Consider the following 23,699-nt stretch of genomic DNA (forward strand, 5'->3'; position numbering starts at 1 on the left):
GTCAATGCATCGGCTGACCGGTCAGATGGTCGCCGTGTCGATCACGAACCGGTACCGCACGTCACTCGACTGCACCCGCTCGTACGCCTCGTTGACCTCGGACGCGGCGATCAGCTCGATCTCCGCGCCGATGCCGTGCGCCGCGCAGAAGTCCAGCATCTCCTGCGTCTCGGCGATGCCGCCGATCATGGACCCGGAGAGGGACTTGCCGCCGCCGAGCAGCGCGAACAGGTTGAGGGAGACCGGCTCCTCGGGCGCGCCGACGTTGGCCAGCGTGCCCTCCGTCTTCAGCAGGCCCAGGTAGGCGCCGAGGTCGAGCGGGGCGGAGACCGTGGAGACGATCAGGTCGAAGCTGCCCGCCAGTTCCTCGAAGGTGGCCGGGTCGCTGGTGGCGTAGTAGTGGTCGGCGCCCAGCTTCAGGCCGTCGTCCTTCTTGCGCAGCGACTGCGACAGCACGGTCACCTCGGCGCCCATGGCGTGCGCGAGCTTGACGGCCATGTGGCCGAGACCGCCCAGGCCGACGACGGCGACCTTCTTGCCGGGGCCCGCGTTCCAGCGCCTGAGCGGCGAGTACGTGGTGATGCCGGCGCACAGCAGGGGCGCGGCCTCGTCCAGGGAGATGCCCTCGGGGATGCCGAGGACGAAGTTCTCGTCGACGACGACCTTCTGCGAGTAGCCGCCGTAGGTGACCTCGCCGTCCTTGCCGACGCCGTTGTACGTCATCACGTTGCCGCCCGTGCAGTACTGCTCGCGGCCGGCCTTGCAGTTCTCGCACTCGCGGCAGGAGTCGACCATGCAGCCGACGCCCACCCGGTCGCCGACGGCGAACTTGGTGACGCCGGGGCCGACCTCGGAGACGACGCCCGCGATCTCGTGGCCGGGGACCATCGGGAAGATGGCCTCGCCCCAGCCCTCCTGGACCTGGTGGATGTCGGAGTGACAGATGCCGGCGAACTTGATGTCGATCAGGACGTCGTGTTCCCGCACCTCGCGCCGCTCAATGGTGGTGCGCTCCAGCGGAGCCTTGGCGGCGGGTGCTGCGTAGGCGGCGACAGTGGTCATGCCGGGTTCTCCGGGATTCTCTCGTCTTCGTCTGGTGATGCCTCCACCCTGCCTGCGGCCCTCGAAGTCACCCAGACCACGCTTTTGCGTACGTCCAGCGTGCGTACCACTGACGGGGACAGGCTCATGGACGTACGACCGGGAATACGTCGGGCGATACTGGAGACCATGGATGGACAGCTTGACCGGCGAGCCGAACTGAGCGAGTTCCTGCGCACCCGGCGGGCCCGGCTGAAGCCGGAGGACGTGGGCCTGGAGTCGTTCGGGCGGCACCGCCGGGTCCCCGGCCTGCGGCGGGAGGAGCTGGCGCAGCTGGCCGGGGTGTCGGTGGCGTACTACACCCGTCTCGAGCAGGGCAACGGCCAGAACGTGTCGTCGGAGGTCCTGGACTCGATCGCCCGGGCGCTGCGGCTGACCGATGCCGAGCAGGCCCACCTGACGCACCTCGCGAAGCCGAAGCAGCAGCGCAGGCGGGCGTCGACGGCGGCGCGTGCGCAGCAGGCCCCGGTGCGGGTGGCGCTGCTCCAGCTCCTCGAGTCGATCGAGGCGGTACCGGCGTACGTGTCGGGCCGCCGCTCCGAGATCCTCGCCTGGAACCGGATGGCCGCCGCCCTCTTCGGCGACTGGGGCAAGCTGCCGGCCCAGGAGCGGAACTGGGCGCGGCTGGTCTTCCTGAACCCCGAGTACCGCGAGCTGTTCGTGGACTGGGACCAGAAGGCGTACGACATGGTCAGCTTCCTGCGCATGGACGCGGGCCGGCACCCGGACGACCCGCGGCTGTCCGCGCTCGTCGGGGAACTCTCCGTGAAGAGCGAGGAGTTCCGCCGTCTGTGGGCCACGCACGACGTCAAGGAGAAGAGCTACGGCGTCAAGCGGATGCGGCACCCGCTGGTCGGTGACCTCACCCTGTCCTTCGAGACCTTCCGCCTGGTCGACGACGACGAGCAGGCCTTCGTCACGTACCACGCCGAACCGGGCTCACCCTCGGCGGACGCGCTGCGGCTGCTGGCCAGCTGGGGGACGGACGCGGCGGCGTCGGTCCGGACGTGACCACCGCGCCGAACCGCCCGCCGTACGCCCCTCCCGTCACGCCGAGGCGTTCTCCCGCACGGTGATCCGGCCCTTGCGGATCGTCGCCACCCGCGGGGCCTTCTTCGCGATCGCCGAGTCGTGGGTGACCATCACGAAGGTCAGGCCCAGCTCCTTCCACATGCGGTCGAGTACGTCCATGATCTCGTCGCGCGTCGACTCGTCGAGGTTGCCGGTGGGTTCGTCGGCGAGCAGCACCTTCGGCTGCTTCACCAGTGCGCGGGCGATGGCGACGCGCTGCTGCTGGCCGCCGGACATCTCGCCGGGGAGGTGGGCGAGCCGCTCGCCGAGGCCGACGGAGGCCAGCGCCTCGGCGGCCTGCTCGCGCCGCTCCTTGGCCTTGACTCCGAGCGGGACCAGCGCGGTCTCGACGTTCTCCTGCGCGGTGAGGGTCGGGATCAGGTTGAACGACTGGAAGACGAAGCCGATGCTCTCGCTGCGCACCCGGGTCAGCCTGGCCTCGGGGAGGGTGGCGAGGTCGGTGCCGTCGAGGACGATCCGGCCCGAGCTGGGCCGGTCGAGGGCGCCCAGCATCTGGAGCAGGGTGGACTTGCCGCCGCCGGTGGGGCCCTGGATGACCAGGCGGTCGCCGTCGGCGATGGTCAGGTCGACGCCGTCGAGGGCGGTCACGGCGGCCTTGCCGCGGGTGTAGCGCTTGGTGACGCCGGTGAGTTCGTACATGGTGGGACTCCTGGAGTACGGGGAAGGTGGAGCTACTCGACGCGGCGCAGCGCGTCCGCGGGGCGCAGCCGGGAGGCGCGCCAGCCGCCGAAGCCACCGGCGACCAGGCCGCCCGCCACGGCGAGGGCGACCGCGAGGGCGATGGTGGTGACGCTGACGGGTGCGGTGAGCGCGATGTCCAGGGTCTTCGCCGCGGTCTGCCGGGCGGGGCCGCCCATGCCGCCGCCGAAGCCGCCGGGACCGCCCGCGCCCCCGCCGCCGCCCGTGCCGCCGCCGAGCTGGGCCTGGAGCGTCGGGCTGACGGCCGTCACCGCGTACGCGCCCGCGACGCCCAGCGCGATGCCGAGGACGCCGCCGACCAGGCCGTTGACGACGGCCTCGCCGACCACCTGCCGGGTGACCCGGCCCGAGCGCCACCCCAGTGCCTTGAGCGTGCCGAACTCGCGCACCCGGCGGGAGACCGCCGAGGAGGTGAGCAGGCCGGCGACGAGGAAGGCGGCGACCAGCACCACGATCGACAGCCACTTGCCGACGCCGGCGGCGAGGGAGGAGGCCGTGGACAGGGAGCCGGAGACGGTGTCGGCGAGGTCGGCGGAGGTGGTGACGGTGGTGTCCGGGATGTTCTTCTGGATGGCGGACTTGACGCCGTCGATCTTCTGCGAGTCGGTCGCCTGGACGTAGATCGTGGTGACCTTGTCCTTGGCGTCGCCCAGGGTCTGCGCCCGCTGGAGCGGTACGTAGAGGTTGGCCGCCGCGTCACCGCTGTCGGCGGTGGCGATGCCGACGACCTCGAACTTCACGCCCTTCACGGTGACCGTGCTGCCGGTCTTGAGCTTCTTCTCCTTGGCGTAGGCGGAGTCGGCGACGGCGACCGCGGCGTCGGTCTCCGACTCCTTGAAGGCGCGGCCGCTGGTGATGGTGGAGGAGGTCAGCGGGCCGAGGGCGGGCCGCGTGACGTCGGTGCCGTAGACGGAGTAGCTGTTGACGTCGAAGTCGGCGCCGCCGCCCTGGACGCGGCCCTGCGGTGACTGCCCACCGCCCGGACCGCCGCCCTGCCCCTGGCCCTCGCCCTGGCCGCCGGAGCCACCCTCCTGCTGGAACTGACCGCGGGTGAACTCTCCGCTGACCTTCACGACTTGGAGGCTCAGCCCGCCCACCGCGTCGGCGACGCCGCTCTGGCCCGCGACCTTGCCGACGGTCGAGTCGGCCAGCGTCTGGAAGCCCTGCACCATGACACGGTCGGTGCTCTGCTCCTCCTCGGAGCCGTCCTCCTGGGCGTCGAAGCGGAAGCGGGGGCGTTCGGCTCCGGCCCCGGCTCCGGAGGAGGGCTCCGCGGCCTTGGTGACCGTCATGTCCGTGCCCAGTCCGTACAGGGATTGCAGGACCTTGTCCTGGGCCCGGCCCATGCCGGAGGAGACGGAGTCGACGACGATGACCAGCGCGATGCCCAGGGCCAGGCCGGAGGCGACGACGAGGGCCGCCTTTCTGCGGCGGCGCAGCTCGCGCCTCAGGTAGGTGAAGAACATGGCCGAAAGGTAGGGACGGCCCGTGATGAAGGGATAAGGCCCGCGTAAGAGGAGGATGAGAACCCGGGGAGACGCCAGGCGCCCGCCACCCCCGGTGAGGGGGCGGCGGGCGCCTGGGTGAAGTGGTGGTGGACCGCGCCGCGTCGGACGGGGTCCGGCCCAACCGGCCCGGGGTCAGACCGCCGAACCGGCCTTCCACTGGGCCCAGTCCATGTTCCAGCCGTTGAGGCCGTTGTCCGGGGCGACGGTCTTGTCGCCGGTGTTCTGGACGACGACCACGTCACCGATGATCGAGTTGTTGAAGAACCACGAGCCCGGCGTGTTGGGGTCGTTGGCGCCCTTGGCGTCCTCCAGGCCCACGCAGCCGTGGCTGGTGTTGGCCTGGCCGAAGATGCCCTTGCCCCAGTAGTTGCCGTGGATGAAGGTGCCGGAGGTGCTCAGCCGCATGGCGTGGGGCACGTCCTTGATGTCGTACTCGCCCTTGCCGTCATCGTCGGTGAAGCCGACGGTCGAGCCGTCCATCCGGGTCTCCTTGAACTTCTCGGAGATCACCATCTGGCCCTCGTAGGTCTTGTTGTCGGGCGAACCGGCGGAGATCGGGATGGTCTTGACCGTCTTGCCGTCCTGCGTGACCTTCATCTGCTTGGTCTTGGCGTCGACGTACGAGACCTGGTTGCGGCCGATCTTGAAGGTGACCGTCTTCTGCTGCACGCCGTAGACGCCGTCGGCGCCCTCGACCCCGTCGAGCGCCAGCTTGAGGGTGACGGTCGAGTTCTCCGTCCAGTACTTCTCCGGACGGCAGTCCATGCGCTGGGTGCTGAACCAGTGGCAGGCGACCTCCTGGCCGCTGCTGCTGTTGACCGTGATGCCCTTCTGGACGGCGGCCTTGTCGGTGATCTCCTTGTCGAAGTTGATCGACACGGGCATCCCGACGCCGACGGTCTTGCCGTCGTCCGGCGTGAAGGTGCCGATGAAGCTGTTCTCCGGGGAGACCGTGGTGAACGACGCGTTCTCGTGGGCGGCGCGGCCGTCGGAGTCCTCGGCGGTCGCCGTGATCTGGTACTTGGTGGCCCGCTCCAGCTGACCGCTGGGCTTCCAGCTGGTCTTGTCGGCGGATATCTCACCCTCGACGGCGGTGCCGTCGGAGGCGGTCATCTTCACCTCCGTGAGCGTGCCCTTGCTCACGGTGACGCCGGTGCCGTTGTTGATGGAGGCGCTGTCCGAGCCGCCCTTCGGCGTGATCTTGATCTGGGCCTCGGACGTCTTCTTGGCCGCCGCCTCGTCCACCTCGGCCTGCGAGGTCTTCCCGTCCCCACCGGAGGTGTCGGCGTCGCCGCTGGAACATGCAGAGAGCACCAGCACACCGCCGAGCAGTGCGGACGCGGCCGCCAGGCCCTTGCGCCGCTTACCGTCCGTCATCACACGCTTCTCCATCGTTGCCGATTCCCGAAACCCCGAGATACCCCGTCAATAACTTTCAACGCTACGACCGGTTCGTCCCGTTCCACATCGCTCGCGGGTGTGGGTCACGCCACGTTTACCCACCAGGGCGGGGGTACGGGGTCGGTCAGTGCGCACCGTGAGACGACGAAACCCCGGGTGGTGGTTGCCACCCGGGGTCACGAATTTCCCCACGCGGCGTCAGCCGACCCTCAGTTCGTCGTCCTCCGGGTCGTTCTCGTCGTCATCATCCTCGTGCAGGTCCCACTCGGGCGAGTCGGGGTCGTAGTCGATCTGCTCACTGCTCCAGGAGGCCTGCTGGAGCTCGACCCCCGGCACCCCGCCGACCAGGTCGAACGGGTCGACGAGATGGGCCAGGGCCTCGGCGGTGTCCTCCGTCACAGCACGCTCGGACTGGGCGCGTTCCGCGTCCGGCAGGTCCGCGTCGTCGGCGAGGCTCTGCAGCGCGGCCCCGGTGAGGGCCTCCTCGTCGTCGATCTCGACGACAAGCTCGACGCGAATACGGACGAACCGGGATGTCTCTGGAGTGGTCATGTCCGGAGCGTAAGGCCGACCGCTCCCGTGACTTTCCTGTGACCCGCGCCTTTCACTAACATCTGCCCACACGGCCAATTCGCCAGCGCCACAAGGGGATCGATATTCCGTGTCATCCGCTCGCCGTCCGTTGCTGACCGCCGCCGCCGCGGGGGGCCTCCTGTGCGCCCTGTGGTTCGTCCCGTCGGCGAACGCGACACCCGAGACACCCGCGTTCGAGTCCGCGGCCGCGACCCCGTCTCCGCAGGTCACCGCACAGGCCAGAGCCGCGTCCACGGACACGGCGGCCACCACGGCCACCGACGGGGGCACCACCCGCCTGGCCGACACCGGCAGCTTCGACAGCACGCCGTACGTCATCGGCGGCGCCCTGTGCCTCGGGCTCGGCGCCGGCTTCGTCGGGTACTCGGTACGCCGGGAACGCCTCGAGTTCTGAGAGGTTCCGGCGCCGCCGGGCACGCGCGAGGGGCCCCGTCCGCGGACGGGGCCCCTCGCGCGTCGGCGTCAGCGCAGCGGTCCGGTGACCGTCTCCGCCGCCGCGACCAGGTGCCCGGCCCGCACGAAGGCGTCCGCCGCGGCCAGGTCCGGTGACAAGTACCGGTCGGGTCCCGGACCCTGCACGCCCGCGGCCCGTACGGCGTCGATGACGGCCCGCGAGGCCGGGGCCGGGGTGAGGCCCTCGCGGAGCTGGATCGCGCGGGTGGCGGCGTACAGCTCGACGGCGATCACGCGGGCCAGGTTGTCGACGGCCGTGCGCAGCTTGCGCGCCGCCGACCAGCCCATGGAGACGTGGTCCTCCTGCATCGCGGATGACGGGATCGAGTCCGCCGAGGCCGGTACGGCGAGCCGCTTCAACTCGCCGACCAGGGCCGCCTGCGTGTACTGGGCGATCATCAGCCCGGAGTCGACGCCCGCGTCGTCGGCGAGGAAGGGCGGCAGGCCGTGGCTGCGGTTCTTGTCGAGCAGCCGGTCGGTGCGCCGCTCGGCGATGGACCCGAGGTCGGCGACGGCCACGGCGAGGAAGTCCAGGACGTAGGCGACCGGGGCGCCGTGGAAGTTGCCGTTGGACTCCACCCGTCCGTCGGGCAGCACCACGGGGTTGTCCACGGCGGCCGCCAGCTCGCGCTCGGCGACCAGCGCCGCGTGGGTCATGGTGTCTCGTCCGGCGCCGGCGACCTGCGGGGCGCACCGCACCGAGTAGGCGTCCTGGACGCGGGGGGCGTCGTCCTGGTGGTGGCCGGTCAGGCCGGAGCCGTCGAGCACGGCGAGCATGTTGGCGGCGCTGGCGGCCTGCCCGGGGTGCGGGCGGATGGCGTGCAGTTCGGGGGCGAGCACCTTGTCGGTGCCGAGCAGGGCCTCCATGGTCAGCGCGGCGGTGACGTCGGCGGACTTGTAGAGGGTGTCGAGGTCGGCGAGGGCCATGACCAGCATGCCGAGCATGCCGTCGGTGCCGTTGAGGAGGGCGAGGCCCTCCTTCTCGCGCAGCTCGACCGGCGTGATCCCGTGCTCGGCGAGCAGCTCACCGGCCGGGCGCACGGTGCCGTCGGGGCCCTCGGCGTCCCCCTCGCCCATCAGGGTCAGCGCGCAGTGCGACAGCGGGGCGAGGTCGCCGGAGCAGCCCAGGGAGCCGTACTCGTGCACGACCGGGGTGATCCCGGCGTTCAGCACGTCTGCCATGGTCCGCGCCACCTCGGGGCGGACGCCGGTCCGGCCGGAGCAGACGGTCTTCAGCCGCAGGAACATCAGCGCGCGGACCACCTCGCGCTCCACCCACGGGCCCATCCCGGCGGCGTGCGAGCGGACGATGTTGCGCTGGAGCTGCGCCCGCAGTTCCGGGCTGATGTGCCGGGTCGCCAGGGCGCCGAAGCCGGTGCTCACCCCGTAGACGGGTTCCGGCTTGGCGGCCAGCGCGTCGACGATGTCGCGGGCCGCGGCCAGGGCGGCCACCGCCTCGTCGGAGAGCTCGACCCGGGCGCCGGCGCGCGCCACGGCGAGAACGTCGGACGCGGTCACCCCGGACGTCCCCACCACCACAGTGTGCATATCCATATTCAGGAGCGTACGCAGTGAATTCCTTGATGTCACGAGGGGATGCGTCACCATCGGGCAGCGGTTTCACCCCTTACCGGCCGCACCCCTTACCGACTCCCCCCGCCGGACCCGGCCCTACGGCGAGTGCCGCCCCCGGAAGCGCCGGCGCTCCCCGCCCTCCTCCCGGGACGGCTCGTCGGCGAGCCGTACGACGGGGTCGTCCGGTCCCTCGCGGCCCGCGACGACCGGCCCCGCCGACCGCTCGGCCTTGGCGCGGTACTGGGCGGCGTCGGCGAGCCGGAACAGCCGGCGGGCGGAGCGCACCGGCCCGACCTCGTCCTCCGTGGACGCGACCCCGCAGGCCACGCCGTCGCCCAGCTCCAGCTCGGCCGCCCGGCGGCACAGCTCCTCGGCGGCCTTGACCACCTCGTCGGCGGACGGCCCGACCGCGAGCAGGCAGAACTCGTCCCCGCCCAGCCGCGCGGCCAGCGCCCCCGGCAGCATCGCCCCGCACAGCGACAGCACCGACCCGAACCGCTCCAGGAGCCGGTCGCCGACGGCGTGCCCGTGCGTGTCGTTCACCCGCTTGAGGCCGTTCAGGTCGCAGACGACGAGGCTGACGACCACGTCGTCCCTGCGGTGCCGCTCGACGGCCTCGTCCAGCGCCGCGTCCACGGCGCGGCGGTTGGCCAGCCCGGTGAGCGCGTCGGTGTACGCGAGGCGCCGGACCTCCTCGAGGCGCTCGGCCTGCGCGATCCCGGCCGCCACGACCGAGGCCAGCACGGTGGCGAAGTCGGCGTCGGGCCGGGCGAAGACCGGGTCCCCCACGGGGCGGGCCACGTACAGCTCGCCCCAGGCGCGGCCGTGCAGCACGATCGGGGCGACGACGCAGCAGCCGCGCCCCCGGCGGCGCAGCGCGGCGACGCGCTGATGGACGTACCCCGGCCGCCCGGCGGCGGGCCCCTCGGCCGTCTCCACCCAGGCGTCGGGCTCACCGCCGCCGGCCCAGCGCTCGTGCAGGAATTCGGTGATCTCCGCGAACTGGTGCACCGGGTAGGACTCGTCCTCCGGGAACTCCTCCTCGTCCTCGGCCCGCCTGCCCACGTTCACCAGGACCCGCAGCCGCCCCAGCTCCCGCTCCCACACGGACAGCGCGGCGAAGCTGCCGCCCAGCGCCAGACACGCACCGGCCGCCGCCGCCCGCCACGCCTCGCGCGAGCTGTGCGCGGCGGCCATGCCCTGCGCCAGTGCCACCACCGCCGCCAGCCGTCTGTCCTCGCCCATCACTCCAGGCTAAGGAGATTCAGCCCGAAATGTGACTTAAGCAGGGCGAACGGGGCGTACGCGACCCGCCCGCTACTCCCCCGGCCACCGCGGCGCCCGCTTCTCGTTGAACGCCGCCACTCCCTCCGCGCGGTCACCCGAGAACGCCACCGCGCGCCACGCCGCGTCCTCGACCTCGAGCCCCGCCCGCAGGTCCAGTCCGTGTCCGAGCCGCAGCGCCCGCTTGGCCGCCCGCAGACCCACGGGCGAGTTCGCGGCCATCCGGGACGCCAGCTCCAGCGCCTCCTCCCGGTCCCGCCCCTCGTCCACCAGCTGGTCCACCAGCCCCAGCTCGCGCGCCTCCGCGGCCTCCACCCGCCGCGCCGTGAACACCAGCTCGGCGGCGCGTGCCGCCCCCACCCGGCGCGGCAGCAGCTGGGTACCGCCGCCGCCCGGGATCACCCCGACGGACACCTCGGGCAGTCCCACGACCGCCGTGGGGTCGGCCACGATCACGTCGCAGGAGAGCGCCAGCTCGAAGCCGCCGCCCAGCGCGAAGCCGTGCACGGCCGCGATCGTCGGCACCGGCAGCTCCAGCACCGAGGTGTACGCGCCCCGCGTCACCGGGCGCTGGCGCAGCAGGTCGGCGTCGGAGAAGGAGTTGCGCTCCTTCAGGTCGGCGCCGACGCAGAACGCCCGCTCGTGGGTCGAGGTCAGCACCACCGCCCGCACGCCGGGGTCCTCGGCGAGCGCCGCGCACGCCTCGGCGACGGAGCGGGCCATCGCGGTCGAGACGGCGTTCATGGCCTTCGGCCGGTCGAGCGCGAGTTCCGCGACATGCCCGTCCCCGTGCCGCCGCACCAGGACGAAATCTCCGAACCGCTCCTCGCTCATGACACCCTCCGGTTAACGCGTGTTAACAGCCGACCGTCCGATCATCGCAGGCATGCCCGCGCGACGGAAGGCCGGACCCGCCCCGCCCCCACGTCACGCCGTCCACCCGTTCGAGTGACATCCGGCCGACCGTCGTACCGGGACCGCCGGTACCCCGTAGCGTCGCCCCGCCACGGCGCGGCGGGGGTCCGTGGCACCGGGGAGGGATCATGACGACGACCGGCACACCGACAGGACGGGCGCACCCCTGGGGCCGCCGGGGCCGACACCGCCGGCCACGGCCCCGCAAGGTGCTGCTGGCCGCGGGCGGCCTGGCGTTCGCGGCCGGCGCCCTGAGCCTCGTACGCCTGCTGCCCGGGCCGGGCGGCGACGCGGGTGGCTACGGCGCCGAGGCCGCGCCGCGCGTGGGCCCGGGCGGGGGCGGGGAGACCGCGACGGACCGGGCGGGGACGACGCCCGGCGCCGCGCGCACCGCCGGTCCGTCCGACGTGAGCCCCTCGGCGACGTCCGCCATGGGCGGCCTGAGCGGCTCCCCGGCGGGCGGACCGATACCGGCCCCGTCCACGCCGCACCCCGCGACCTCATCCTCGTCCTCGTCCTCCGGTACGACGACCGTCCCCGACGCTCCGAACCCGCCCGAAGACCGCGCCGACGCCGGCGCCACGGCCGCGCCGCAGACGCCACGGCCGCCGGGCTCCACCCACGCCCCTCGGCCCCCGCACTCCGACGCCCCGCGCCCCGCACCGACGCCGCCACCGAGCCGCGGCACACCCCCGGCACCCGGCCCGGAACCCCACGATCCAGGGCTGTGCGTGCCGGTCATCGGCCTCTGCGTGGACCTGCGCGGCGGCGACTGACGGCCGCCGGGACGTCCCCTCGGCCCGCAGGGCCCGTCCGGCCCTAACCCTCGTCGCCGTCGTCGCCCCGGCGGGTGAGCAGCCAGGGCTCGACCACGCCGAGACCGCGCACCGGACGCTGCCACATCGGCTGGAGCGCGAAGCGGTACGACGGCGGCTCCTCGCCCGCCTTCTCCGCGGCGGCGGCCTCCTCGGCCGCGACCGCCTCCGAGGCCGGCGCGTCCTGCGTGCGGATCAGCTCCTCCGCGAGCGCGGCGTCGACGAGGACGGCGTCACGGGGAGCTATCGAGGTCAGCCGGGAGGCCAGGTTCACGGTCGAACCGAAGACATCGCCCATCCGGGTGGTGACCGTGCCGAAGGCGATGCCGACGCGCAGTTCCGGCATGGTCTCGTCGTTCGCCATCGTCTCGACGAGGAGCAGCGCGATCTCGGCGGCCGTTCCGGCGTCGTCGGCGGCGTAGAGCACCTCGTCGCCGAGGGTCTTGATCAGCCGCCCGCCGCGCGCGGCGACCAGGTCGGCCGCGGTGGTCTCGAAGGCCTCGACCAGCTCGCCGAGTTCCTCCTCCTCCATCCGGCGGGTCAGCCGGGTGAAGCCGACCAGGTCGGCGAAGCCGACCGCGAGCCGCCGGTCCACCATCTCCTCGTCGTCGGCGGCCTGCACGACCCGGCCCGCCGACGCGGCGAGCTGGCGGCGCCAGACGTAGACGAGGAACTCCTGAAGCTCGGGCAGGAGCAGCTCGACGATCGGGTACGTCACCTCGGTGCGCGTCATCCCGGGCTCGGGGGGCTCGGTCAGGCCCTCCAGGAAGGAGTCGATCTGCCACTCGGCCAACCGGGCGGTGGTCTGCCCGGTGGACCGGGCCACCTGCACGGCCATCGCCTCGCTGAGCAGGCCCGCCTCCACCAGACCGGCCAGCCGCCGCAGGGCGAGGACGTCGGCCTCGGTGAGCGCCCTGGCCTGGCCTATGTCCGCGAAGCCCATGGCCCGCCAGAAACGGGACGCCAGCTCCATGGAGACGCCCGCGCTACGGGCGGCCTGGAAGGGGGTGTAGCGGCGCTCGGCGCCCAGGATGAGCCCTTCGAGGCGCAGCGCGAGCGGGTCCTCGCCGGAGTCGGCGGAGTCCGGGGCGGGCTCGGGGTCCACCCGGCCGTCCCCGTCCGCGCCGGAGCCCGTGTCGTCGACGCTCAAGCCTGCTGCCCTTCCGATCTGCCGCGGTCAGATATCGACCGGCCACAACTTTACGTCAGGTGTGCCCCAGCTCACTGCCGTGCGGCCGCACTCCGAGCCCGCCCCGCATCCCGCACGGACGCCACCGCTCTCCCACGCGGCGCACGCCCCGCCGCTCTCTCTCCGTACCACCACGGGCGGAGCCCGCACCGAACCCTGCCCGCCCGAGCCTGCGCCCCGAACCGCACCCGCGCCACCCGCGGCCGCACGCGGTCCCCCGCCGTCACGGGCTCCCACGCCCCCGGCCCTCGCCCCGCAGCCACCACGCTCCCGCGCGGCGAAGGCCCGAACCCGCACCGGCCATGCACGCCCCGCTCACGCCAACCGCAGATGCACGATGTCCCCCGCCCCCACCGGCTCCTGCACCCCCGCGCCCGTGGCCAGTACCAGCCGGCCGTCGCCGTCCACGGCCACCGCCTCCCCGACCAGTGACCGGTCACCCGGCAGCTCGGCCCGGACCACGCGTCCGAGCGTCGCGCAGCCCGCCGCGTACGTCTCCTGGAGTCCGCAGGCCACCGGGTCGCCCTCCGACGACCGCCACCGCCCGTACCAGTCCTCCAGCGACCGCAGGACGCCCCGCAGCAGCGGGTCCCGGTCGGTGTTCGCGGCGCCGGCCAGCGTCAGTGAGCCGGCCTGCGGGACCGGCAGCTCGTCGGCCCGGAGAGTGACGTTGACGCCGACGCCGACGACGACCCCGTCGCCGGCCCGCTCGGCGAGGATGCCGCCGGCCTTGCGCTCCTCGTCGCCGACGGTCACCAGCAGGTCGTTGGGCCACTTCAGCGCCGTGTCGACGCCCGCCACGCGGGAGAGCCCGGTCGCCACCGCCACGCCGGTCAGCAGCGGCAGCCAGCCCCAGCGGGCCACCGGCACCTCGGTGGGGCGCAGCAGCACGGAGAAGAAGAGCCCGGAGCGGGGCGGTGCCGTCCACTGCCGGTCCAGGCGGCCCCGGGCGGCGGTCTGCTCCTCGGCGACCAGGACGGCCCCCTCCCCCAGCTCCTCGGCGGCGGCGCGGGCCACGAGGTCGGAGTTGGTGGAGCCGGTCCGCTGCACCACGTCCACCTGCCGCCACAGCCCTCCCTGCCGCACCAGCGCCCGGCGCAGCGCCGTGGCGTTGAGGGGCGGCCGGTCCAGGTCGGACCAGCGGTTGTTCGGGGAGCCAGAGGCATCGCGCGGCGTCATGCAACCCACCCTAGGTGTGGGAAAGACCGCACTGCCGAACGGAAGACCCCCTACTACTCTACGAACGAGTAACCGTCCCCCCTTTTGAGCAGGCAGGGAGCCGCATCCCGATGTCCGAGCCGGAAGAGCAGCAGCCCGACATCCACACGACCGCGGGCAAGCTCGCGGATCTGACACGCCGTATCGAGGAGGCGACGCACGCCGGTTCCTCACGTGCCGTGGAGAAGCAGCACGCCAAGGGCAAGCTGACGGCCCGTGAGCGTATCGAGCTCCTGCTCGACGAGGGCTCCTTCGTCGAGCTGGACGAGTTCGCCCGGCACCGCTCCACCAACTTCGGCCTGGACGCCAACCGCCCCTACGGCGACGGCGTCGTCACCGGCTACGGCACCGTCGACGGCCGCCCCGTCGCCGTGTTCTCCCAGGACTTCACCGTCTTCGGCGGCGCCCTGGGCGAGGTCTACGGCCAGAAGATCGTCAAGGTCATGGACTTCGCGCTGAAGACCGGCTGCCCGGTCATCGGCATCAACGACTCCGGCGGCGCCCGCATCCAGGAGGGCGTCGCCTCCCTCGGCGCCTACGGTGAGATCTTCCGTCGCAACACCCACGCCTCCGGCGTCATCCCGCAGATCAGCCTGGTCGTGGGCCCCTGTGCCGGCGGCGCGGTCTACTCCCCGGCGATCACCGACTTCACGGTCATGGTCGACCAGACCTCGCACATGTTCATCACCGGACCCGACGTCATCAAGACCGTCACCGGCGAGGACGTCGGCTTCGAGGAGCTGGGCGGCGCCCGCACCCACAACTCCACCTCGGGCGTGGCGCACCACATGGCGGGCGACGAGAAGGACGCCATCGAGTACGTCAAGCAGCTGCTGTCGTACCTGCCGTCCAACAACCTCTCCGAGCCGCCCGCCTTCCCGGAGGAGGCCGACCTCGCGGTCACGGACGAGGACGCAGAGCTGGACGTGATCGTCCCGGACTCGGCGAACCAGCCGTACGACATGCACACGGTCATCGAGCACGTCCTCGACGACGCGGAGTTCTTCGAGACCCAGGCCCTGTTCGCGCCGAACATCCTGACCGGCTTCGGCCGGGTCGAGGGCCGCCCGGTCGGCATCGTCGCCAACCAGCCGATGCAGTTCGCCGGCTGCCTGGACATCACCGCGTCCGAGAAGGCGGCCCGCTTCGTCCGCACCTGCGACGCCTTCAACGTCCCCGTGATCACCTTCGTGGACGTCCCCGGCTTCCTGCCCGGCGTCGACCAGGAGCACGACGGCATCATCCGCCGCGGCGCCAAGCTGATCTACGCCTACGCCGAGGCCACCGTCCCCCTCATCACGGTCATCACCCGCAAGGCCTTCGGCGGCGCCTACGACGTCATGGGCTCCAAGCACCTGGGCGCCGACCTCAACCTGGCCTGGCCGACCGCCCAGATCGCCGTCATGGGCGCCCAGGGCGCGGTCAACATCCTGCACCGCCGCACGATCGCCGAGGCCGGTGACGACGCCGAGGCCACCCGCGCCCGCCTGATCCAGGAGTACGAGGACGCCCTCCTCAACCCCTACACGGCGGCCGAACGCGGCTACGTCGACGCGGTGATCATGCCGTCCGACACCCGCCGCCACATCGTCCGCGGCCTGCGCCAACTGCGCACCAAGCGCGAATCCCTCCCCCCGAAGAAGCACGGCAACATCCCCCTCTAAGGAGCCGCTGTGATCAAGGTCGTACGGGGCAACCCGACCCCGGAGGAACTGGCCGCGGCCCTGACGGTGGTCAGGGCCCGCGCGGCGGCGGCGGAATCCGAGCCCACGGGCACGCCACGCAGCAGGGACGCGTGGTCCGACCCCGCCCGCATCGCCGCCCACCGGCTGCCCCAGCCGGGCCCGGCGACATGGGGCCGCACCTACTGGCCGGCCTGAGGGCCAACGCCCAGGGGCGCGAGGAACCGCGCACGGCAGCGGAACCCCGCGCCCCGATCTAGGTACCCGTACTCAAGCGCCGCCCCCTCCCGAAGCCGCACGCTGGTGCCATGCTGTGGTCCGACCCCAAGAACGAGCCGCCCGAAGAACTCCGCGCCATGCAGCACATGCTGCGACGGCTGAGCGTTCTCCTGGCCATGGCCATGGTGCTGGCGATGATCGTGCTCGGGCTGGGATGAACCGGCCCCACCCTTGTGGCTAACCTGACCGCATGACTGCTCAGCGCCGCAGGCGACTCGTCCTCGCCTCCCAGTCCCCGGCCCGGCTGGGTCTGCTCCGCCAGGCCGGCCTGGCCCCCGAGGTGCTCGTGAGCGGGGTCGACGAGGACGCCGTCACCGCTCCCACCCCCGCCGAACTGGCCCTCGCCCTGGCCGAGGCCAAGGCCTCCGTCGTGGCCGCCAAGCCCGAGGTGCACGGTGCCCTGGTGATCGGCTGCGACTCGGTGCTCGACCTGGACGGCCAAGCCCTCGGCAAGCCGGCGGACGCCGAGGAGGCGACCGCCCGCTGGAAGGCGATGCGCGGCCGGGCGGGCACCCTTCAGACCGGCCACTGCGTCTGGGACACCGCGTCCGGCCGCCACGTCTCGGCCACCGCATCCACCGTCGTCCGCTTCGGCGAGCCGACCGACGAGGAGATCGCGGCCTACGTGGCCTCCGGAGAGCCGCTGTACGTCGCCGGGGCGTTCACCCTGGACGGCCGCTCGGCCCCGTTCATCGACGGCATCGACGGGGACCACGGCAACGTGATCGGCCTCAGCCTGCCCCTGCTGCGGCGGCTGCTCGCCGAGCTGGGCACCGGCATCACGGAGTTGTGGGCGCCGGCGGCGGGCTGACCGGCGTACCGTCGTCGCCCGCGCCGTCCTCGGGGCGCGCCGCGGGCGCGGGCCGCTCGTGGGCGTCGTAGGTCATCAGCAGCAGCACGATGAGACCGAGTACGACGATCATGAAGACGAAGGCGCCGGGGCCCACCAGTCCCCAGGTGAAGGCCCCGAGCAGCCCGTGCACCACGGCCGCGCTGATCAGCAGGACCCTGCCGAGCCCGGCCGGCGCGCGGTCGCGGAGCGCCACCAGCAGGGCGACCAGCCCGCACAGTGCGAAGTAGAGCCCGAAGACCACTCCGCCGATCTTCGACGACACGGACATCGCGTCCGGATCGAGACCGGCCAGGGACATGTCCTGCCGGTCGACCACGATCCCCAGGAACCAGTTCAGCGCCGCGACGCCGACCGCCTCCAGGAAGAGCACGATCGTCACGGTCCACGCCACCGGCCTGCGTACTGACACCGGTCCCCACCCACTTTCGACCGCTGCCGCACGGGACAGCTGTTACCCCAAGTACGTTCGAGACACCAGAACGCTACTAACGGGTAAACCTCGCGACAAGGGGTCTGCCGCGAGCAAAGAATCATTGGGCCATTAGTAGGGACTCCACAAAGAAACGGAGTGGCCCGCAGCACGCCCTTACAGAGACCTTGACCACATGGGAGAGCTAGGGTTTCCCCCATGAGTCCTGCGTAGCGCGGTACTACAAGGGCTTTCGCGGGTCGGGCGAGCCTCGAATCACGCTCCGTGTGGGCAAGCTCACCATTGGGGACGGGTCGAAGTGCCGTGTCGGCAGTCCCTAAAATCGGCTTGTTTCAAGGAGGGAGCCTCAATCGTGCGCAAGGTGCTCATCGCCAATCGTGGCGAAATCGCTGTCCGTGTGGCCCGGGCCTGCCGGGACGCGGGGATCGCGAGCGTGGCCGTCTACGCGGACCCGGACCGGGACGCTCTGCACGTCCGTGCCGCTGATGAGGCGTTCGCCCTGGGTGGTGACACCCCCGGCACCAGCTATCTGGACATCGACAAGGTCCTCAAGGCCGCGCGGGAGTCGGGCGCGGACGCCATCCACCCCGGCTACGGATTCCTTTCCGAGAACGCCGAGTTCGCCCAGGCGGTCCTGGACGCGGATCTGATCTGGATCGGACCGCCCCCGCACGCCATCCGTGACCTGGGCGACAAGGTCGCGGCCCGGCACATCGCGCAGCGCGCGGGCGCCCCGCTGGTCGCGGGCACCCCCGACCCGGTCTCCGGCGCGGACGAGGTCGTCGCGTTCGCCGAGGAGCACGGCCTGCCGATCGCGATCAAGGCGGCCTTCGGCGGCGGCGGACGCGGCCTGAAGGTCGCCCGCACCCTGGACGAGGTCCCCGAGCTGTACGAGTCCGCCGTCCGTGAGGCGGTGGCCGCGTTCGGCCGCGGCGAGTGCTTCGTCGAGCGCTACCTCGACAAGCCCCGCCACGTGGAGACCCAGTGCCTGGCCGACCAGCACGGCAACGTGGTCGTCGTCTCCACCCGTGACTGCTCGCTACAGCGCCGCCACCAGAAGCTGGTCGAGGAAGCCCCCGCCCCGTTCCTGTCGCAGGCGCAGATGGACGAGCTGTACTCGTCCTCCAAGGCGATCCTGAAGGAGGCCGGCTACGTCGGCGCCGGGACCGTGGAGTTCCTCGTCGGCATGGACGGCACGATCTCCTTCCTGGAGGTCAACACCCGCCTCCAGGTCGAGCACCCGGTCACCGAGGAGGTCGCCGGCATCGACCTGGTCCGCGAGATGTTCCGCATCGCCGACGGCGAGAAGCTCGGCTACGACGACCCGGAGCTGCGCGGCCACTCCTTCGAGTTCCGCATCAACGGAGAGGACCCGGGCCGCGGCTTCCTGCCCGCCCCCGGCACCGTCACCCTCTTCGACGCGCCCACCGGCCCCGGTGTCCGCCTCGACGCCGGCGTCGAGTCCGGCAGCGTGATCGGCCCGGCGTGGGACTCCCTGCTGGCCAAGCTGATCGTCACCGGCCGTACCCGCAAGGAGGCCCTCCAGCGCGCCGCCCGCGCCCTGGACGAGTTCACCGTGGAGGGCATGGCCACGGCCATCCCGTTCCACCGCACGGTCGTGCGTGACGCGGCGTTCGCACCGGAGCTGACCGGCTCCAGCGACCCCTTCACGGTCCACACCCGGTGGATCGAGACGGAGTTCGTCAACGACATCAAGCCCTTCAACGCGCCCGCCGACACCGAGGCGGACGAGGAGTCGGGCCGCGAGACGGTCGTCGTCGAGGTCGGCGGCAAGCGCCTGGAGGTCTCCCTGCCCTCCAGCCTGGGCATGTCCCTGGCCCGCACCGGACTGGCGGCCGGCGCCCGGCCCAAGCGCCGCGCGGCGAAGAAGTCCGGCCCCGCGGCCTCCGGCGACACCCTCGCCTCGCCGATGCAGGGCACCATCGTCAAGATCGCCGTCGAGGAGGGCCAGGAGGTCCAGGAGGGCGACCTGATCGTCGTTCTCGAGGCGATGAAGATGGAGCAGCCCCTCAACGCCCACAAGTCCGGCACCATCAAGGGCCTGGGCGCCGAGATCGGAGCCTCCGTGACCTCCGGCGCGGCGATCTGCGAGATCAAGGACTGAGGCACCCGCGGCAAGCATCCGGGGCGCCCGGCGGACCGAACCAACGGTCCCGCCGGGCGCCCCCGCCGTTCTCGGGGGCGCGACCGGGACCTACGACGGCTGCCGGGGCGGTACGACCGCCGCCGGGACCGTACGACGGCTAGCGTCGGCGCATGTCGGCGACGCGCGCCCGCTCCGGCCCGGCCGGCTGTTCACCCAGGGCGGTCGCCGAGCGCAGCCCCGCCGCCGCGCCCGGAACCTGTCGGCGCGGCCCCGGAAGCGGCACGTCGCGGCGCTGCTGACGCGCCGGGACGGCATCACCCCCCGGGGCCCCGGTGCCCCCCGGGCCGGACGCCGCACCGCCGGACGCCCCCGCCACGGCGATCTGCACCCCTTGGTCGGCAAGGGCCTGCAACTCGGTGGCGGCACGGTCGTCGTGGGCCGGCGCCTCGTCGGTGACCAGGCGGGTGATGAGGTCGGTGGGCACGGTCTGGAACATGGTGTCCGTGCCCAGTTTGGAGTGGTCGGCGAGGACGACGACCTCGGCGGCGGCCTGCACCAGCGCGCGGTCGACGGACGCCGACAGCATGTTGGACGTGGACAGCCCCCGCTCGGCGGTCAGCCCGCTCCCGGACAGAAAGGCCTTGGACACCCGCAGCCCTTGCAGGGACTGCTCGGCACCCGACCCGACCAGGGCGTAGTTGGACCCGCGGAGCGTGCCGCCGGTCATCACGACCTCGACCCGGTTGGCATGCGCGAGGGCCTGGGCCACCAGCAGCGAGTTGGTGACGACGGTCAGCCCGGGCACCCGCGCGAGCCGGCGGGCCAGCTCCTGCGTGGTCGTCCCGGCACCCACCACGATGGCCTCGCCCTCTTCGACGAAGCCCGCGGCGAGATCGGCGATGGCCGTCTTCTCGGCGGTCGCGAGATGGGACTTCTGCGGGAAGCCGGACTCTCGCGTGAACCCGCCCGGCAGTACCGCACCGCCGTGCCGGCGGTCGAGGAGTCCTTCTGCCTCCAGTGCGCGCACGTCCCGCCGTACGGTCACTTCGGAGGTCTGGACGACGCGGGCGAGCTCACGGAGCGACACGGCCCCGTTCGCGCGCACCATTTCGAGGATCAATTGGCGACGTTCTGCAGCGAACACGAAACTGACAGTAACCCCAACGACCGTCTGCTTTCAGCAGTATGCGCCGAATAACAGAAGTTGTTCGCAGGGCAGTACCAGAAGTGGTATAAGCGCCTACTCTGCCCGCCTATGCCACCCGCAAGCGCCACAACTCCCCGTGACCAGCGGGGAGTCGATTCCAGCCGCGCCCCGGCCGCTAGCCTTCGCCGCCCGCCTTGCGCGTGTGCAACTGCCGGGCGACCTCCGCGATCGAGCCCGAGAGCGACGGGTACACGGTGAAGGCGTTGGCGATCTGCTCGACCGTCAGGTTGTTGTCGACGGCGATCGAGATCGGGTGAATGAGCTCCGAGGCACGCGGCGCCACCACGACCCCGCCGACCACGATCTCGGTGCCGGGCCGGCAGAAGATCTTGACGAAGCCGTCCCGGATGCCCTGCATCTTGGCGCGCGGGTTGCGCAGCAGCGGCAGCTTCACCACACGGGCGTCGATCTTGCCGGCGTCGACGTCGGCCTGGGAGTAGCCGACGGTGGCGATCTCGGGGTCGGTGAAGACGTTGGCGGAGACGGTCTTGAGGTTCAGCGGGGTGACCGCGTCCCCGAGGAAGTGGTACATGGCGATGCGCCCCTGCATCGCCGCCACCGAAGCCAGCGCGAAGACACCGGTGACGTCACCGGCGGCGTACACACCGGGGGCCGAGGTGCGCGACACGCGGTCGGTGCGGATGTGCCCGGAGTCCTTGAGCTTGACCCCGGCCTCCTCGAGACCCATCCCGTCGGTGTTGGGGATGGCGCCGACGGCCACCAGACAGTGCGACCCGGTGATGACCCGTCCGTCGGCGAGCGTGACCTCCACCCGGTCCCCCACCCGTTTGGCGGACTGGGCCCGGGACCGCGACATGACGTTCATGCCGCGCCGCCGGAAGACGTCCTCGAGCACGGCGGCGGCGTCGGGGTCCTCACCGGGCAGCACCCGGTCCCGCGACGACACGAGGGTGACCCGCGACCCGAGCGCCTGGTAGGCGCCGGCGAACTCGGCACCGGTGACACCGGACCCGACGACGATCAGCTCTTCCGGCAACTCGTCCAGGTCGTACACCTGGGTCCAGTTCAGGATGCGCTCCCCGTCGGGCCGCGCGTCCGGCAGCTCGCGCGGGTGCCCGCCGGTGGCGATCAGCACGGCGTCCGCGGTGAGCGTCTCCTCGCTCCCGTCGGCGGCGCGCACGATCACCTTCCGGGACCCGTCGAGCGCCTGCATGCCCTCCAGCCGCCCACGCCCCCGCATGACCCGCGCGCCGGCCCGCGTCACGGAGGCGGTGATGTCGTGCGACTGGGCGAGCGCGAGCCGCTTGACCCGTCGGTTGACCTTCCCGAGGTCGACGCCCACGACCCGGGCGGCCTGCTCCATGGGCGGGGTGTCGTCGGCGACGATGATCCCCAGCTCCTCGTAGGAGGAGTCGAAGGTGGTCATCACCTCGGCCGTGGCGATGAGGGTCTTGGACGGCACGCAGTCGGTCAGCACCGACGCCCCGCCCAGACCGTCGCAGTCGACGACGGTCACCTCCGCGCCGAGTTGCGCGGCCACCAGCGCCGCTTCGTATCCGCCGGGTCCGCCGCCAATGATCACGATCCGAGTCACGTACTCCATTGTCCCGCACCCTTCAACGGGCGGCTGCCCGGGGGCACCACCGTTACGAACGTGATGCGCGTGACGCCTGTCGTACGCTTCCCCCATGTCGCTCTACGCCGCTTATGCCGGCAACCTCGACGCGCGGCTCATGACCCGCCGCGCTCCCCACTCGCCGCTGCGCGCGACCGGCTGGCTGAACGGGTGGCGGCTGACCTTCGGGGGCGAGCACATGGGCTGGGAGGGCGCGCTGGCGACCCTGGTCGAGGACCCGATCTCGCAGGTCTTCGTGGCGCTCTACGACGTCGCCCCGATGGACGAGGACTCGCTCGACCGGTGGGAGGGCGTGGGTCTGGACATCTACCGCCGCACCCGGGTGCGCGTCCACACCCTGGAGGGCGAGGAGAAGGCCTGGACGTACGTCCTGAACGCCTACGAGGGCGGCCTGCCCTCCGCCCGCTACCTGGGCGAGGTCGCGGACGCGGCCGAATCGGCCGGCGCCCCCCACGACTACGTGATGGAACTCCGCAAGCGCCCCTGCTGACGCCTTCCTGTCGGATCCTCCAACCCAACAATCACCATCCCGTGACCTCTGTCATCTACGCGCGTAGGCGGAAACCGGATACCCTCTTCGGCGTGAACGCATCTCTTCTTCCGGACGACATCCAGGGCGACCCCTACGCCGCCGCCGACGCCGCCGCGGCCCGCCTGCGCGAACTCACCGGCGCCGAGACCCACGACGTCGCCCTCGTGATGGGCTCCGGCTGGGCACCGGCCGTGGACGCCCTGGGCGCCCCCGAGGCCGATCTCCAGGTCACCGACCTGCCGGGCTTCCCCAAGCCCGCGGTGGAGGGTCACGGCGGCAAAGTCCGCTCGTACTCGATCGGCGACAAGCGCGCACTGGTCTTCCTGGGCCGCACCCACTACTACGAGGGCCACGGCGTCGCCGCCGTCTCCCACGGCGTCCGCACCGCGGTGGCGGCCGGCGCCAAGACGATCATCCTGACCAACGGCTGCGGCGGCCTGCGCGAGGGCATGCGCCCCGGCCAGCCGGTCCTGATCAGCGACCACATCAACCTCACGGCCACCTCCCCCATCATCGGCGCCAATTTCGTCGACCTCACCGACCTCTACTCCCCCCGCCTGCGGGCCCTGTGCAAGGAGGTCGACCCCACGCTGGAGGAGGGCGTCTACGCCCAGTTCCCCGGCCCGCACTACGAGACCCCGGCCGAGATCCGCATGGCCCGCGTCATCGGGGCCGACCTGGTGGGCATGTCGACGGTCCTGGAGGCGATCGCGGCCCGCGAGGCCGGCGCGGAGGTCCTGGGCATCTCCCTGGTGACCAACCTCGCCGCGGGCATGACGGGCGAGCCCCTCAACCACGAGGAGGTCCTCCAGGCAGGCCGCGACTCCGCCACCCGGATGGGCGCGCTCCTGACCCAGGTCCTGGGCCGGCTGTAACCCGACGCCGGGGGCAGCCCCGCGCCCCGGCGTTCACGTACTCCCGGCGTGGGTGTGGGCGCCGGGGGTGGGTGACGCGACCCGGCGCCTGCCGGGTGCCGCCCGCGCCCACCCGTGCCGCCCCAGGCGGCACATGTGCCCGCGGTGACGGGAGCGAGGCCGGGCAGCTGGGACGGCGGAGAGCCGCGTACGGCGAGAAGGGGGTGTGCCGGGGGGTGTCCGCCCGCAGCGGTTGGCGCGTCAACGAACCACGCATCCTGAGGTACCGATTCCGCGCCGTTCCGAGGACGGAC

23 protein-coding genes are annotated in these 23,699 nt (G+C 72.2%); 10 read left to right on the top strand and 13 right to left on the bottom strand.

Translation table 11 applies throughout. The features are described 5' to 3' along the window. Window positions 1–21: 21 nt before the first annotated feature. Entirely contained in the window at window positions 22–1,062 is a 1,041-nt protein-coding gene (locus ACZ67M_RS13825; RefSeq protein ID WP_469850987.1) for an NAD(P)-dependent alcohol dehydrogenase, read from the bottom strand. Between the two features lie 168 nt (window positions 1,063–1,230). On the opposite strand from ACZ67M_RS13825, the gene ACZ67M_RS13830 reads away from it, so the two are divergent. After that, complete coding sequence (locus tag ACZ67M_RS13830) at window positions 1,231–2,112, top strand: helix-turn-helix domain-containing protein (protein ID WP_467319596.1); 882 nt, start codon at window positions 1,231–1,233, stop codon at window positions 2,110–2,112. 36 nt (window positions 2,113–2,148) lie between these two features. Here ACZ67M_RS13830 and ACZ67M_RS13835 read toward each other — a convergent pair whose 3' ends face one another. From ACZ67M_RS13835 to ACZ67M_RS13850, 4 genes are all read right to left on the bottom strand, one after another. After that, window positions 2,149–2,832, bottom strand: a complete 684-nt coding sequence (locus ACZ67M_RS13835; RefSeq protein WP_467319598.1) for an ABC transporter ATP-binding protein — start codon at window positions 2,830–2,832, stop codon at window positions 2,149–2,151. A gap of 32 nt (window positions 2,833–2,864) precedes the next feature. Beyond that, window positions 2,865–4,358: an ABC transporter permease gene (locus tag ACZ67M_RS13840; RefSeq protein ID WP_469850989.1), complete on the bottom strand. Its 1,494-nt coding sequence runs from the start codon at window positions 4,356–4,358 to the stop codon at window positions 2,865–2,867. 174 nt (window positions 4,359–4,532) lie between these two features. Beyond that, the gene (locus ACZ67M_RS13845) at window positions 4,533–5,777 is read right to left on the bottom strand and encodes a L,D-transpeptidase (protein WP_361352446.1); all 1,245 of its coding nucleotides are present in this window, start codon (window positions 5,775–5,777) and stop codon (window positions 4,533–4,535) included. 222 nt (window positions 5,778–5,999) lie between these two features. Further along, window positions 6,000–6,353, bottom strand: coding sequence for a hypothetical protein (locus ACZ67M_RS13850; RefSeq protein WP_361352449.1), 354 nt, complete (start codon window positions 6,351–6,353; stop codon window positions 6,000–6,002). A gap of 109 nt (window positions 6,354–6,462) precedes the next feature. Here ACZ67M_RS13850 and ACZ67M_RS13855 point away from each other — a divergent pair, with 109 nt between their 5' ends. After that, window positions 6,463–6,789 (top strand): LPXTG cell wall anchor domain-containing protein, encoded by a 327-nt coding sequence (locus ACZ67M_RS13855; RefSeq protein ID WP_346346136.1) that lies wholly within the window; start codon window positions 6,463–6,465, stop codon window positions 6,787–6,789. A gap of 68 nt (window positions 6,790–6,857) precedes the next feature. On the opposite strand, the gene hutH is transcribed toward ACZ67M_RS13855, so the two are convergent. The 3 genes from hutH to ACZ67M_RS13870 form a co-directional block, all read right to left on the bottom strand. Next, window positions 6,858–8,396 (bottom strand): histidine ammonia-lyase, encoded by a 1,539-nt coding sequence (gene hutH / locus ACZ67M_RS13860; protein ID WP_469851345.1) that lies wholly within the window; start codon window positions 8,394–8,396, stop codon window positions 6,858–6,860. Between the two features lie 123 nt (window positions 8,397–8,519). Beyond that, window positions 8,520–9,668: a GGDEF domain-containing protein gene (locus ACZ67M_RS13865; protein ID WP_361352453.1), complete on the bottom strand. Its 1,149-nt coding sequence runs from the start codon at window positions 9,666–9,668 to the stop codon at window positions 8,520–8,522. A 72-nt stretch (window positions 9,669–9,740) separates the two neighbouring features. After that, the gene (locus ACZ67M_RS13870; RefSeq protein WP_361352456.1) at window positions 9,741–10,541 is read right to left on the bottom strand and encodes an enoyl-CoA hydratase/isomerase family protein; all 801 of its coding nucleotides are present in this window, start codon (window positions 10,539–10,541) and stop codon (window positions 9,741–9,743) included. A 209-nt stretch (window positions 10,542–10,750) separates the two neighbouring features. Here ACZ67M_RS13870 and ACZ67M_RS13875 point away from each other — a divergent pair, with 209 nt between their 5' ends. Then, complete coding sequence (locus ACZ67M_RS13875) at window positions 10,751–11,398, top strand: hypothetical protein (protein ID WP_469850993.1); 648 nt, start codon at window positions 10,751–10,753, stop codon at window positions 11,396–11,398. 43 nt (window positions 11,399–11,441) lie between these two features. Here the strand turns inward: ACZ67M_RS13875 and ACZ67M_RS13880 are convergent, their stop codons facing one another. Continuing rightward, a complete protein-coding gene (locus tag ACZ67M_RS13880; protein WP_361352462.1) occupies window positions 11,442–12,587 on the bottom strand; it encodes an adenylate/guanylate cyclase domain-containing protein in 1,146 nt (381 codons plus the stop codon). A 354-nt stretch (window positions 12,588–12,941) separates the two neighbouring features. Then, complete coding sequence (locus tag ACZ67M_RS13885) at window positions 12,942–13,805, bottom strand: biotin--[acetyl-CoA-carboxylase] ligase (protein ID WP_469850994.1); 864 nt, start codon at window positions 13,803–13,805, stop codon at window positions 12,942–12,944. Window positions 13,806–13,915: 110 nt separating this feature from the next. Here ACZ67M_RS13885 and ACZ67M_RS13890 point away from each other — a divergent pair, with 110 nt between their 5' ends. The 4 genes from ACZ67M_RS13890 to ACZ67M_RS13905 all read left to right on the top strand — a co-directional run bounded on the left by ACZ67M_RS13890 (window position 13,916) and on the right by ACZ67M_RS13905 (window position 16,616). Then, window positions 13,916–15,508 carry an acyl-CoA carboxylase subunit beta gene (locus ACZ67M_RS13890; protein WP_122615931.1) on the top strand — a complete coding sequence of 531 codons (1,593 nt, stop codon included), beginning with the start codon at window positions 13,916–13,918 and terminating at the stop codon, window positions 15,506–15,508. Window positions 15,509–15,517: 9 nt separating this feature from the next. Next, entirely contained in the window at window positions 15,518–15,724 is a 207-nt protein-coding gene (locus ACZ67M_RS13895) for an acyl-CoA carboxylase subunit epsilon (protein WP_385794791.1), read from the top strand. A 110-nt stretch (window positions 15,725–15,834) separates the two neighbouring features. After that, entirely contained in the window at window positions 15,835–15,963 is a 129-nt protein-coding gene (mmpB, locus tag ACZ67M_RS13900; protein WP_392010205.1) for a morphogenic membrane protein MmpB, read from the top strand. Window positions 15,964–15,995: 32 nt separating this feature from the next. After that, window positions 15,996–16,616 carry a nucleoside triphosphate pyrophosphatase gene (locus tag ACZ67M_RS13905; protein WP_361352474.1) on the top strand — a complete coding sequence of 207 codons (621 nt, stop codon included), beginning with the start codon at window positions 15,996–15,998 and terminating at the stop codon, window positions 16,614–16,616. On the opposite strand, the gene ACZ67M_RS13910 is transcribed toward ACZ67M_RS13905, so the two are convergent. Next, on the bottom strand, window positions 16,585–17,067 hold the full coding sequence (locus tag ACZ67M_RS13910; protein ID WP_361352477.1) for a hypothetical protein: 483 nt from the start codon (window positions 17,065–17,067) through the stop codon (window positions 16,585–16,587). The genes ACZ67M_RS13905 and ACZ67M_RS13910 overlap by 32 nt on opposite strands. A 373-nt stretch (window positions 17,068–17,440) precedes the next feature. Between ACZ67M_RS13910 and ACZ67M_RS13915 the strand changes: the two genes are divergently transcribed. Beyond that, the gene (locus tag ACZ67M_RS13915; protein WP_361352480.1) at window positions 17,441–19,213 is read left to right on the top strand and encodes an acetyl/propionyl/methylcrotonyl-CoA carboxylase subunit alpha; all 1,773 of its coding nucleotides are present in this window, start codon (window positions 17,441–17,443) and stop codon (window positions 19,211–19,213) included. 139 nt (window positions 19,214–19,352) lie between these two features. On the opposite strand, the gene ACZ67M_RS13920 is transcribed toward ACZ67M_RS13915, so the two are convergent. Both ACZ67M_RS13920 and ACZ67M_RS13925 read right to left on the bottom strand, forming a co-directional pair. Further along, on the bottom strand, window positions 19,353–20,339 hold the full coding sequence (locus tag ACZ67M_RS13920) for a DeoR/GlpR family DNA-binding transcription regulator (protein WP_361352483.1): 987 nt from the start codon (window positions 20,337–20,339) through the stop codon (window positions 19,353–19,355). 178 nt (window positions 20,340–20,517) lie between these two features. Continuing rightward, window positions 20,518–21,966, bottom strand: coding sequence for an NAD(P)H-quinone dehydrogenase (locus ACZ67M_RS13925; RefSeq protein WP_361352486.1), 1,449 nt, complete (start codon window positions 21,964–21,966; stop codon window positions 20,518–20,520). Between the two features lie 85 nt (window positions 21,967–22,051). Here ACZ67M_RS13925 and ACZ67M_RS13930 point away from each other — a divergent pair, with 85 nt between their 5' ends. Next, window positions 22,052–22,489, top strand: a complete 438-nt coding sequence (locus ACZ67M_RS13930; protein WP_125495169.1) for a gamma-glutamylcyclotransferase family protein — start codon at window positions 22,052–22,054, stop codon at window positions 22,487–22,489. Window positions 22,490–22,581: 92 nt separating this feature from the next. Further along, window positions 22,582–23,406 carry a purine-nucleoside phosphorylase gene (locus ACZ67M_RS13935; RefSeq protein ID WP_064729520.1) on the top strand — a complete coding sequence of 275 codons (825 nt, stop codon included), beginning with the start codon at window positions 22,582–22,584 and terminating at the stop codon, window positions 23,404–23,406. Window positions 23,407–23,699 lie beyond the last annotated feature (293 nt).

Source organism: Streptomyces sp. NPDC107500 (assembly GCF_055582785.1).